The organism is Acinetobacter dispersus (assembly GCF_009884975.1).
Lineage (GTDB): Bacteria > Pseudomonadota > Gammaproteobacteria > Pseudomonadales > Moraxellaceae > Acinetobacter > Acinetobacter dispersus.
Genome location: NZ_CP041970.1, coordinates 3,849,356 through 3,862,671, shown reverse-complemented (window position 1 = coordinate 3,862,671; position 13,316 = coordinate 3,849,356). Strand labels below are relative to the sequence as shown.

The window sequence follows — 13,316 nt, the reverse complement described above, 5'->3', positions numbered from 1 at the left end:
AGATAAGGTTTATTTTCCCATACCTTTCTGCTGCATATTCCCCTATTATATCGGTTCACATTTCACCAGATTTAGCTACATCTCGCATGAACCATTCCGATACGCTTGAACTTAGTTTACAACTCCTTCGTCAACCTTCTGTAACGCCTGTAGATCATGATTGTCAAAACATCATGGCAGAACGTTTAGCAAAGATTGGCTTTAATATCGAAAACATGCGTTTTGAAGATGTTGATAATTTATGGGCACGCCGCGGTACTGAAAATCCAGTATTCTGCTTTGCAGGACATACCGATGTTGTACCAACTGGCCATTTAGACGCATGGAATTCAGATCCATTTTTACCAAGTATTCGTGATGGTAAATTGTATGGGCGTGGTTCTGCTGATATGAAAACAGCATTGGCTGCGATGGTGGTTGCTTCTGAGCGTTTTGTTGCAAAACATCCAAATCATAAAGGTTCTATTGCCTTCCTAATTACTTCAGATGAAGAAGGTCCATCAATTAATGGTACAGTTAAAGTCATTGAAACATTAGAAGCGCGTAATGAAAAAATGACGTGGTGCTTAGTTGGCGAACCATCAAGCACAAATCAACTGGGCGATATCGTCAAGAATGGCCGTCGTGGCTCTCTAAATGCTGTACTGACTGTTCATGGCAAGCAAGGTCATGTTGCCTATCCACATCTCGCTGAGAACCCAATTCATTCTGCTTCTAAAGCCATCAATGAATTGTGCGAAACAGTTTGGGACAACGGCAATGAATATTTTCCTGCAACCTCATTCCAGATTTCAAATATCCAAGCAGGCACTGGCGCAACCAACGTCATTCCGGGGACATTAAAAGTAACCTTTAACTTCCGTTATTCAACCGAAGTGACTGCGGACATCTTAAAACAACGTGTACTTGAGACCTTAGATAAGCATCAACTGAATTATGATATTCAGTGGACTTTATCTGGTTTGCCTTTCCTTACGCCTGTTGGTGAGTTGGTGAATGCTGCAAAAACAGCGATTAAAAATGTCACAGGCATTGATACGGTACTTTCAACCAGTGGCGGAACTTCAGATGGTCGCTTTATTGCCCCTACAGGTGCACAAGTACTTGAACTCGGTGTATTAAATGCAACCATCCATCAGATTAATGAGCATGTCAATGTGGCTGAGCTTGAACCATTGGCTGAAATCTATGAACAGATTTTAATCGAGTTACTTGCTTAAAAATAAAAGAGATCAATAAAAAAGGAACTCAAATGAGTTCCTTTTTTATTACAACCCGAGCTGGGTTTGTATATTTTGCAGATGGGGAACATAGAATTCATGCTCCCCCATTTTTACATATTTAAAGACTTTGTCGTCATCGGTTTCGCGCTCTTCATCCACAATTTCTGAAATACGTACACGAATCGATTCAGGCATTTCATCGCAGACCAAAGCAAACCGCTCAGAAACATCATCCCCTTCAATGACCAATGCAACCCCTTGTTTTTGCTTAGGATCATTCACAGCGTAGACTGGAAGTTTTAGATCATGCCATTCGATATGATCAACATTGGTTTGGGTATCCATTGCTGATAACACAATATTTTGCGGTAATAGCATCGGTACTTTTTGATGGCATTGAATAATATATGCATCAATAAATCCCGTAGAAACCGTGATTAAATGTTGTAATTCTTGCTGGTCAATCTGCCCCAGTGTCGAATTTGCGCTTTTCTTAGCCATTATTTTTCACCTCTTAGCGCACAGCCAGTAAGCTTTCAATATTTTCCAAAAGTGCCTCTTCTTGGAATGGTTTACCCATATATTGGTTTACACCGAGCGATAATGCACGTTCACGATGCTTCTCACCCGTACGTGATGTAATCATGATGATTGGTAAGTCACGGTGGATTTCATGATGTCGTACCAAATTCGATACTTCAAAACCATCCATACGTGGCATCTCGATATCCAATAACATCAGATCTGGCTTAATCGTCTCAAGCTGTTCTATTGCATCAACACCATCTTTCGCAGTGACAACGTCATAACCTTGGCGTTCTAACAAACGTGAAGTTACCTTACGTACCGTCACCGAGTCATCGACAATCATAATCAAGCGGCGTTCATCATAACGCTGCTTGGTATAAGTCTCATCTGCCTGTTTACTACGCGCAGTTGACTGTGCTTGTCGCGCAATGTTTTGACCATCCAAAATCAAACAGACTTGACCATCACCGAGAATGGTAGCACCGGCAATTACCCCAATACTGGAGAACTGTTGACCGACAGGTTTTACAACAATTTGTCCTCGCGAACCAATCAACTGGTCAACCAGCAATGCTGTGGTTTGACCTTGAGCCCCTTTAATCAGCAGCACTGGTAATGAGTGAACTACACCGCTCAAACGTGGAATTGGTTGCCCAGCAACAAACTCCGACAAATAACGTAAACGATAGCGTTCTTGGTCAATACTGAAGTAGTCTTCTTGACTATCGAAGTACTGCTCTAATGCCATTGGTGAAATACGCACAATACGATCGATCTGTGCCAATGGGAAAGCAAATTGTTGATCGCCTGCTTTTACCATCAAGGCATCGCTCACCGCCACGGTAGTTGGTACGCGAATGGTAAAGGTTGTTCCTTTACCTAAAGTTGAATCGACACTGACGTGACCACCGAGGGTTTTAATATCACTTTGTACAACATCCAGACCTACACCACGTCCAGAAATTTGAGTGACTTGAGCCGCGGTACTAAAGCCTGGATGGAAGATAAATTGTAGAATTTCTTCCTGATCAAGCTTTTGGTCTTTGGTCATTAAACCAGTCTGTAATGCTTTTTCTTTAATACGGTTAACATCAATCCCTTTACCATCGTCACTAAAGGTCACGACAACATCTGTGCCTTGACGACCAATGTTCAACACAATATGTCCAGTCTCTGGCTTTTGTGCCTGTAGACGTTGTTCACGGTCTTCAATCCCGTGGTCAATCGCGTTACGTAACATATGTTCAAACGGCGCAACCAAACGTTCAAGAATACTGCGGTCTAATTCACCTTCAGTATTATTCACCACCAGTTCTGTTGGGCGGTTTAAGGTCGATGCTGTTTGACGCACAATACGTTGTAAACGCGGCAATAGACGTGAGAATGGCACCAGACGAGTACGCATCAAGCTTTCTTGAATTTCAGCCTGAATACGTGACTGCTGTAACAACAAACCTTCGGTATCACGAATCTTTTCAGACAGTGTAGTTTTAAAGTCAACCAAATCCGATGCAGACTCGGCCAAAGACTTGGACAATTGATTCAACGATGAATATTGGTCCATTTCTAATGGGTCAAAGTCGGCATAACGTGAGTTTTCACCACCATGTCGTGCAATAATCTGACTTTCTAGCTCGCCTTCCATTCGGCGTAACTGATCCGCCAAACGTTTGATTGCCAGTTCCATTTCCGTCAAGGTACCGCCCAACTGACCTAAGTCCATCTCGATACGTGAACGGTTGATCGCATTCTCCCCTGACAAATCAATCATCTTCTCGATGACGTCAGCAGAAACACGGATCATTTCATTATTCTGTTCAATGCGTTCTGTGGTTTCCCACTCGCCTAACATTGACGGTGGCTCAGTTCCATCGCCCTGTACAAACTCCATTGTATAATCAGGGGTAAAGATATCTTTAGCAGAAAGTTTCTGTGGCAGTTGTGCAGAAACGTCTACAAACTCCATCTTCTCTAGACTTTGTTTTAAGCCATCAAAGTTTGCATATTGGCGTTTAGAGATTGCATCCTCAAGCCATGCAAATGCAGTATTGAGTAGGTTGTCATACACATTTGAATTGAAATGATGTACACCAAATTGCTCGAATGCATTTTCTAAGTGGTAGGCAATAATGGCAATCGCATCCATTTCTGCCATACGTGCACCACCTTTGAGACTGTGGGCATTACGCTGTAACTGCAACAGTAAACTACGGTTACCGCGTTGATCAAACCATTGTTTTAATAAGCCTTGTGCCTGCTCTATTAACTCTTCCGCTTCTTCAAGGAACGTTTGTTCAACCAGAGAGCGAACATCGTCATCTGCTGACGCGGTCTCTGTCTCAACCGTTTGAGCTGCTGAAGTATCTTCCAGCACTTCCTCTTCAACTTCAAAACTGCTGGCTTGCTCTTCAAGTGCTGTTGGCTGTATGTCAATTTCAGCTTCAGCCTCAACAAGTTCAAGTACTTCTGCCTGAGTATCAACACGCTCAGGTTCATTGACTTCATCTACAGGCGTATCCTCAACAGCTGTTTCAAACATTGCAGGAGCAACTGCTTGATCGGCCTGTTGCAGTAGTTGTACCACATGCGTTGATGGATAATCTGTTTGCTGATCGCGAATGGTTTGAATACGATCGGCAATATCATCTTGAACTAAACGAATGATCGCAATCAGTTGTGGCGTTGGCTGAATCTGTTGGTTGATCAGTTTTTCATAAATTGTTTCCAATTCATGCGCAATCAAACCAATATGACGCGCTTGAATCATATTTGAACCACCTTTTAAGGTGTGCAAATAACGCATCAAGTTCTTTAAAGCATTGATATTTTGGTGATCGGCAGTCCATGTATTTAGATCTGCATCAATCCCCCCCATCAACTCATCTGCTTCTTCTAAGAAGATATCCAATAGGTCAGGATCAAAGTCACGGTTTGCATCAGTTGATTGTAACTGTTGCTTATCCAGAGCCAACTGAGCAGCGAATGTGGTGACATCAATCGTTGCTGACACAGACTCAGTTTGGGCTGGCGCAACCGTAATCATTGCATCGGATGACTCAGCAACATCTTCAATTACAACTGATTGATCTTGTAGCGTTGCTGGTACCGATTCAGTTTCAACTGTATCTGCCACAGCAGCTGTTTTCGATAAATTGGAAAGCACAACTAAAGTGTGTGTCGATGGATAATCCACCTGCTGATCACGAATGGTTTGAATACGATCTGCAATATCATCTTGTACTGAACGAATCGTAGCAATCAATTGTGGCGTTGCCTGAATCTGTTGATTGATCAACTTCTCGTAGATCGTTTCTAATTCATGCGCAATTAAGCCAATATGACGCGCTTGAATCATATTTGAGCCACCTTTTAAGGTGTGCAAATAACGCATCAAATTCTTTAAGGCATCGACGTTTTGATGGTCCGCAGCCCATGTATTCAGGTCAGTATCAATCCCACCTAGTAACTCATCGGCTTCTTCAAGGAAGATATCCAGTAAGTCAGGATCAAAATCACGATTCGCTTCATCTGACTGTAACTGCTGCTTATCTAAAGCAAATTGAGCAGCTAAATCTGTGTTAGCAATAACTGGCGTAGTTGCCTGTTGGAGTTCAACTGTATTTACCTCTTCAACGGCCTCAGTCACTTCAACAACAGGTGTTTCCAGAGTCTCAACATTTTGTTGAGTAAATGAACTTAATTCATTTAAAACCAGTTCATGTGCTTTGCTTAAGGTAACACGCTGTCCTGCGGCCAAAGTATCAAACAATTGGATAAACTGTTGATGGACCTGGTGATAAAGCTCAAATGCATAATCAAGATTAAGTAGATTTGGTTTAAAGAGAATATCTTGATAGCTAGAACGCAACTGACTGGTGTATTGATACATACCAATAGTTGCATGGTGATGAGTATGCTGCAACAAGGTCTCAGCTTGCTGGCTGAGTAACTGAATATACTGTGGGAACTCATGACGTGCGCGCTTTTCAAAATCAAACTCGACGTCTAAGAGATCATTAATATTGAGTTCAAGCAGCTCAGAAACTAAACCTTGTGGTCGAACAGTGGTTCCATTCTTTTCTTCGAGTTGGAAATCATAGCTATCCCATGCCACATTAAAGGTTGCATAGGTTTCATCAAATTTCTGCTGTGAACCTTGCTGTTTCAATGTATGTAAATAATCACGCACAAATTGAGCATAATGCGTGAGTAATGCAGTCTCATCTGAACTTGAATCTAACTCTTCTTGTAATAATGTTTTAAATAGATTTTCAACTTTAGAGCTGGCTTCAAACACATGATCTACATGCGCCATGGCAGAGCTACCACGTAAAGTATGTAATGCTCGAATCAACGTATTATAGTGATCATTACTTGGACGGTCATTTACCAAGAATTGATCAATTGTAGCAAGATGTTCTTCGGCTTCTTCCAAGAAGATGGCCAAAGTTTCCTTCGCAAGAACCTCATCATCGGTATGAACTGTTGTCTCAGCAGGAAGGGATTCGACTGCAAGGACGTCAGAAACAGTTTCTTCAACAGTTTCTGCATCTGCCCATTCAAGACCCGTCACGACATCATCATGTGTTAAATCAGTTGCAAGCTTAAATAACTCGGCCAATGCTGGCTCAGGACTTTGCTGTTGTTGTAATTGTTGTCCCAATAATACCAGTGGTCTGAAATCGATAAGATGACTTTGAACTGCTTTAAAATCATGAATCAGTTTAAAACGGTAAAGATTGAAAACGGCTTGTATATAGCGTTGGATATCGGTATTTAAGGTAATCGTACCCGCAATAACACGATTTAAAGTATCTTCAACCGTCCACGCCAACTCACCAGACGACTTCGCCCCCACCATTCTTCCAGAGCCTTTCAGCGTATGGAAATGGCGACGAATATCTGTAAGCACATCTTGCTGATGTGGTTGTTCCGTCCATTGAACTAATAATGGTTCTAACTCAACAAAGATTTCATCTAATTCTTCAATAAAAATTTCAAGAATCTCTGCATCTTGTTCAAGATAACTGTCTTCAGGAAGCGTCATCGTTTCAACTAACGTTTTTAATATTTGTTTCATAGCTGCTTCTTTCGTTTTTATCCACCAATCGTGGGTAAAAATTACGTATATCTATCACACAAGATGTAGTTCCATTTCGCCATCACCTTGTTGAGATATCCAACATCTCTAAAATAAATGGAAAGACAGACACCCCCATCTGCCTTTCCAATTCGGTTTAATCAGGTAACTTAAAGTCAGTTACTGATTCACGTAATGATTCAGCCATATTTGCCAGCTCAGAAACTGAGCGCGCTGTATCAAACGTTGCAGTTGTCGTTTGTGAAGTAATTTCCTGCACGACATTCATCGTGGTTGCAATATGGCTGGCAGAAGCAGACTGAAGTTTTGCTGCATCCGAAATGCTTGCAATCAGTTTTGCCAAGTCACCCGATACAGTCTGAATTTCATCCAGTGCAATACCAGCATCTTTTGCAAGGTTCGCACCACGTACAACTTCCGACGTGGTTTGTTCCATTGAAATTACAGCTTCGTTAGTATCTGTTTGAATGGTTTTTACCAAGCTCTCGATCTGTTTGGTTGCTGATGCAGAACGTTCTGCAAGACGTTGTACCTCATCCGCTACCACCGCGAAACCACGACCTGCTTCACCTGCCATCGATGCTTGAATTGCAGCATTTAATGCCAAGATGTTCGTTTGGTCAGCAATATCGTTAATCAGCGAGACGATGTTACCAATCTCTTGCGAAGATTCACCCAAACGTTTAATACGTTTTGAAGTCTCTTGGATCTGTTCACGAATGTGATCCATACCTTCGATCGAACGGTTTACCACTTGCGCACCATTGGTTGCAATTTGTACCGAACGTTGTGCTACGTCAGCAGACTCAGAAGCGTTGGCAGATACTTGGTCAATCGACAATGCCATTTCGTTCATCGCGGCTGATGCACCTGCAATTTCTTGTGCCTGATGTTCAGAAGCTTCCGCTAACTGGTTAGTAATACTCTGCGTATCTTGGGTATAACGTGCGACTTCTTGCGAGGTATCGGTAATTCGAGATACAAGGTCACGTAACTGGTCAATCGCAAAGTTAATCGAGTCGGCAATCGCACCCGTAAAGTCTTCCGATACCGTTGCATATGAACGCAAGTCACCGTCCGCTAAGTCGGCAATCTCATCCAGTAAACGTAAAATCGCGTTTTGGTTACGGTCATACTCATCTTGTAAGCGTGTCACACGCTCTTTATCGGTATTACTACGTAGTGCAAGTAATTGTAGTGCAGAGAATACAAGTAAACCTAAAGCACCAATCAGTACGATACCTGCGATTACGTTACCCCAACCGCCTTCTGCTTTATTCGACAAATCATTCAGTGAAGTCAAAAGTGCATCAGACTGAGAGAAAATTTGCGAAGATGCCTGACGTACGCGGACAATCTGGTTGGCGTTTTGCAATACGGTTGCTGCCGCAGATTTCAATACAGCATCATAATCAGATTTGATGCTATCGACTGACTCACGTAAAGCAGAAGAACTAATACGGTCTACGCCGAGCTCAGAACTACCATTTAATTGCGCATTCAGATAAACACCAAAAGTATCAATATCGGCACCGAAGTCATTTGCGGACACGCTTGAATTGTCTGTACCAACCAACACTGAGTTGATCGAACGTAAAATACGTTCTGCAATAAACACCTGGTTTTTAGTGATGATTACCTGACTACTTGGCATGTTTTCACGAACCATCTGGTCGACCATCAAGTTATATTCCGCCTGAATTTCAGGAATCGTTTCACTGATCGAGATGTTGGTATCGTAAAGTTGGTTAATGACTTTTTGTTGCGATGCAATCAGATCAATATTCTTTGAAACATTGTCCCAAAGCCCACTCACCTTTTTATATTCATCTGAGCCTTTACCATAGACACTTTCAACTGTATCCAAGTTTTCAGCAAATTGCTTTTCTGACTCAACCAGTTTTTTCATTGCTTCTGGCGTACCAGATGCTGTTGCTTCTGTCGCTTGACGTGAAATCGTTTGCGATAACAAACGTAACTCACCCAAACTACGAGTCAATTGATTCGAACGCGGTACGCTAACGAATAAGTAAATTAAGAGGATGACTGCAAGGGCCAACGCAATTAAAGCACGATAGATAATCGGTTTTGATTTCTCAGTTTCACCGAATAAGCGTGAAAACTGGTCAAGTTGTGCTCGAATATTATCTAAGAACACACCGCCTTTTTTCAGCCCTGCACTATCGCCATTGCCGTTCTTTTTTTTAAGTTTAAAGCCCATATCAGCTTCTCCCCAAATACGCGTTTATCTTCCGTAGCGTATTAAATTAGTTTATAAATTTTATTGATGCATTCATGTACTGAGGATTGTTTAACAAACGACTCAATAAAAATACATGCCATTGTTGGTTATGTTGATGGAAATGACCTTGGCAATAATCTTTCAATTTATTATCCAGCTCATTATTTTGGGAGAAAAAACTCTTCTTATTAAAGTGTTGAATCCCCAATACCTGATCAACGACCAACCCCACATAATGGTCTTGATGGCTAATACAAATCACTTTTTGCGTCGGGGAAAACTGACTTCGTTGTCCTGAGATAAAATGTGTTAAATCAGAAACTGAAAGTAGTCTTCCGCGAATATTGGCCAAACCACGTACCCACGCCTGGGTATTTGGTACAGGTGTGTATTTCGGAGGATAAATCACCTCCGAAATTTCCCCTAAAGGCGCAACAAAATATTGCCCCAACATCTCAAATGCGATACCAGACCAACGGCTGACTTCGTTTTGAGTTGCAGTATATTGCTTGTTACCCCGCTTGGATAAGCGAAGCAATTCGATAAATCCATTTGCTGCCATACCCTATCCCGTATTGAGAAGGCTCATCTTGAGCAAAAAATTAACTTAATAATTGTTTAATCACATCAATCAGCTGTTGTTCATCAATCGGCTTAGTCAAATAATCACAAGCCCCCTGACGCTTACCCCATACACGGTCTGTAGCCTGATCTTTTGTACTTACGATCACAACAGGAATATGCTGCGTGTCTTTACCTTTACTGATTTGGCGTGTCGCCTGAAAGCCATTCATCCCTGGCATTACCACATCCATTAGCACGAGGTCAGGAAGTTCTGCCTGCGCCATGGTCACCCCATCAGCACCATTGGTCGCTTCTATAACGTCATAACCGTGCTTCGTCAAAATTTCTCTAAAGCGAAATGTTTCAGTAGGTGAATCATCTACAATAAGTATACGAGCCATTTTTTCCTCAATCTTTAATTTTATGCGCTAACGTGGTTGCGAATCGCATTTAACAGCTCATCTTTACTAAATGGCTTGGTTAAATATTCATCCGACCCCACAACACGCCCTTTAGCCTGATCAAACAAACCGTCTTTGCTTGATAACATAATCACTGGAATATTTTGATAATTTAGAGAATTTTTAATTAATGCACAGGTTTGATAACCGTCTAAACGAGGCATCATGATGTCTACAAAAACGATATCTGGATTGGCTTCTGCGATTTTTGATAATGCTTCAAAGCCATCAACAGCAGTAATGACCTCACAACCTTCACGTTGCAACAAGGTCTCAGCTGTACGACGAATCGTTTTTGAATCGTCAATCACCATCACCTTTAAATTTTGAAATTTATCTTCCATTTATTGTCCTGCCCCAATACTCAATACAAATTATGGTTGGTTTAATTTGTTTTATACAGATTAGTTGATATTTTTAACATATCTTTACTTGCATTATCAATGAAGTTTTTTGAACCAATCTATCAGTTTCTCTAAACAATCCTAAACAGTTCACACTTTTGATTAAATTCCTATTTTTTTTGCTGAATAACTATTTTTAAATGTATAAATTAGCACTAATATACAACTGATTATTATTTAAAAATAAGTGATTTAATTAACTTTTTTACGGGGAATGTAATGACTGGTTCGTTAAAGTGCGGTTTCCGCATTCGTCACTTTACAACGATTACTCGTACTTACATTTGTTGTTTTTTCCTTTTGCTATTTATGAGCAGTTCATCTTTTGCAACGACTGAACAGTCTAAAGCGGTTTGGTATCGTTATTATGACAAAAACCGAGTTGCCAATGTCAGCACCTCAGTCACACCAGAACATATCCGCTACGGTTATGAAGCACTTGACCGTAATATGCAAGTAATCAAACGTAACCGGCCATATAACGCTGCCGTCGATGCCCAACAATCCTCTCAACGCGAATCAATTGCTCGTCGCCGAGAACAGGACTTGAAGCTAAAGCGTGCCTATGGCAGCCCGCAAATTGCAGCAGCGAAAAGAGATCAGATTTTAGCAAACCTAAAAAAACAGCTGAATTATCAACAGGAACAATTGCAGCAATTGCAAAAAGATAAGATTGGTTTTAAACGTCAAGAAATGGAATATCACCGCAAAGGTGAAATGCTACCAGCACAACTTAAAAGCAACCTTGAGAATAATGCTCAAAATATTGAAAACGTCAAAAAAACCGTTGAAAGTTTACGCAATGCCTATCATAAGACCGAAGTGGAATATAGCGATATTATCAATCGTTTAAATGCTCTCGGCTCGACCTAAACCCTGAATATGCAATAATCCCCTGATCATCTCGACATTAATCTTTAAACAATTCCAATATTTAAAGCCATTGCGGTACTTTATACTGCGCGAAATTGAATGATTCATGTCATAATGCCAATTGCTCAAAACTGAGCCCATTATTTTGCTCATTTTATAGCACTTTTTAAATAACACTTAACTTTAGGACAGTTTCCATGCGCGCAAGCCGCTTTTTATTTGCAACGTTAAGAGAAACCCCAAATGATGCTGAAGTGATTTCTCACCAGCTCATGTTACGTGCGGGGATGATTCGTAAATTAGCTTCTGGCTTATACTCTTGGTTGCCCATGGGAACGCGCGTTTTAAAGAAAGTGGATGCGATTGTTCGTGAAGAAATGAATCGTTCAGGCGCATTAGAAGTATTCATGCCGGTTACACAACCTGCTGCGCTTTGGGAAGAATCTGGTCGTTTTGAACAATACGGCCCAGAGTTATTACGTTTTAAAGATCGCCATGACAACCCATTCGTGCTAGGCCCGACTCACGAAGAAGTCATTACCGACTTGGCGCGTAACGAGCTAAAAAGCTATAAGCAATTACCATTGAATTTCTATCAAATTCAAACCAAATTCCGTGATGAAATTCGTCCACGTTTTGGTGTAATGCGCTCGCGTGAATTCATCATGAAAGATGCTTATTCTTTCCATGCTGACCAAGCATCATTACAAGAAACCTATGATGTCATGTATGACACCTATAGCCGTATCTTTACACGCTTAGGCTTGGATTTCCGTCCAGTACAAGCAGATACAGGTTCAATTGGTGGTTCTGCATCGCATGAATTCCACGTACTTGCGTCAAGTGGTGAAGATGACATCGCTTTCTCGACAGAATCTGACTTTGCCGCAAACGTTGAAATGGCAGAAGCGCTTTTAGTCGGTGAGCGTGCTGCCGCAACTCAAGCATTGACCTTGGTTGATACACCAAACCAAAAAACCATTGCTGATGTTTGCCAGTTCTTAAATGCCGATGCCAAACAGTCTGTTAAAGCATTGCTGGTACAAGGTCCAACTGACGACAAAGGCAATACACCAGTTGTTGCATTGTTCCTCCGTGGCGACCATGAACTCAATGATATTAAAGCTGAAAAGCATCCATTGATTGCTGCACCTTTGGCATTTGCAACTGAAGAACAATTGCAACAACACGGCCTAACAGCTGGTTTCTGCGGTCCACAAGGTCTGCTTGAAAAAGGCTTAACTGTGATTGTAGATCGTGCTGCATCGGTATTGTCTGACTTTGTGGCGGGTGCAAATGAAGTCGACAAGCATGCAACAGGTGTAAACTGGGACCGCGATGCGAAATTCACGGAAGTGTTTGACCTACGTAATGTGGTTGAAGGCGACCCTTCTCCAGATGGTAAAGGTACGATCCAAATTAGACGTGGTATTGAAGTTGGTCATATTTTCCAACTCGGTACAAAGTATTCTGAAGCTTTGGGCTGTAAAGTCTTAGGTGAAGATGGCAAACCATTTACCGTAACGATGGGTTGTTACGGAATTGGTGTAACACGTGTTGTCGCTGCTGCGATCGAACAAAACTTCGATGATAAAGGTATTATTTGGCCACAAGCGATTGCACCTTTTGAAGTTGCAATTGTGCCAATGAATGCACATAAATCACCACGTACGTTTGAAGCAGCTGAAGCACTCTATGCTGAATTACAAGCACAAGGCTATGATGTATTACTAGATGACCGTAACGAACGTCCAGGCGTGAAATTCTCTGATCTTGAATTGATGGGTATTCCACATCGTATCGTGATCGGTGAGAAAGGCTTGGATGCAGGTACTTTTGAATATAAAGGCCGTCGTGATGCTGAAGCGACTAACCTCAATAAAGAAGAATTATTAGCAAAACTTGTTCGCTAATCTCAAT

The 13,316-nt window shown here is 41.5% G+C and carries 9 protein-coding genes; 3 read left to right on the top strand and 6 right to left on the bottom strand.

The window, feature by feature from the left end; all coding sequences use genetic code 11:
• The first annotated feature begins 86 nt into the window (after positions 1–86).
• Positions 87–1,220 (top strand): succinyl-diaminopimelate desuccinylase, encoded by a 1,134-nt coding sequence (dapE, locus tag FPL17_RS17945; protein WP_159886599.1) that lies wholly within the window; start codon positions 87–89, stop codon positions 1,218–1,220.
• A 48-nt stretch (positions 1,221–1,268) separates the two neighbouring features.
• Here dapE and FPL17_RS17940 read toward each other — a convergent pair whose 3' ends face one another.
• The 6 genes from FPL17_RS17940 to pilG all read right to left on the bottom strand — a co-directional run bounded on the left by FPL17_RS17940 (position 1,269) and on the right by pilG (position 10,463).
• Entirely contained in the window at positions 1,269–1,724 is a 456-nt protein-coding gene (locus tag FPL17_RS17940; protein ID WP_004802936.1) for a hypothetical protein, read from the bottom strand.
• Positions 1,725–1,737: 13 nt separating this feature from the next.
• Entirely contained in the window at positions 1,738–6,831 is a 5,094-nt protein-coding gene (locus FPL17_RS17935; protein WP_159886597.1) for an Hpt domain-containing protein, read from the bottom strand.
• A gap of 157 nt (positions 6,832–6,988) precedes the next feature.
• Entirely contained in the window at positions 6,989–9,073 is a 2,085-nt protein-coding gene (locus tag FPL17_RS17930; RefSeq protein ID WP_005192856.1) for a methyl-accepting chemotaxis protein, read from the bottom strand.
• Between the two features lie 46 nt (positions 9,074–9,119).
• A complete protein-coding gene (locus tag FPL17_RS17925; protein WP_005150072.1) occupies positions 9,120–9,656 on the bottom strand; it encodes a chemotaxis protein CheW in 537 nt (178 codons plus the stop codon).
• Between the two features lie 40 nt (positions 9,657–9,696).
• Positions 9,697–10,059: a response regulator gene (locus tag FPL17_RS17920; protein ID WP_004652355.1), complete on the bottom strand. Its 363-nt coding sequence runs from the start codon at positions 10,057–10,059 to the stop codon at positions 9,697–9,699.
• A gap of 20 nt (positions 10,060–10,079) precedes the next feature.
• Positions 10,080–10,463: a twitching motility response regulator PilG gene (gene pilG / locus FPL17_RS17915; RefSeq protein ID WP_004652356.1), complete on the bottom strand. Its 384-nt coding sequence runs from the start codon at positions 10,461–10,463 to the stop codon at positions 10,080–10,082.
• A gap of 279 nt (positions 10,464–10,742) precedes the next feature.
• Between pilG and FPL17_RS17910 the strand changes: the two genes are divergently transcribed.
• Positions 10,743–11,396, top strand: coding sequence for a hypothetical protein (locus FPL17_RS17910; protein WP_159886595.1), 654 nt, complete (start codon positions 10,743–10,745; stop codon positions 11,394–11,396).
• Between the two features lie 197 nt (positions 11,397–11,593).
• Positions 11,594–13,309: a proline--tRNA ligase gene (locus tag FPL17_RS17905; RefSeq protein ID WP_159886593.1), complete on the top strand. Its 1,716-nt coding sequence runs from the start codon at positions 11,594–11,596 to the stop codon at positions 13,307–13,309.
• Positions 13,310–13,316: the final 7 nt, after the last annotated feature.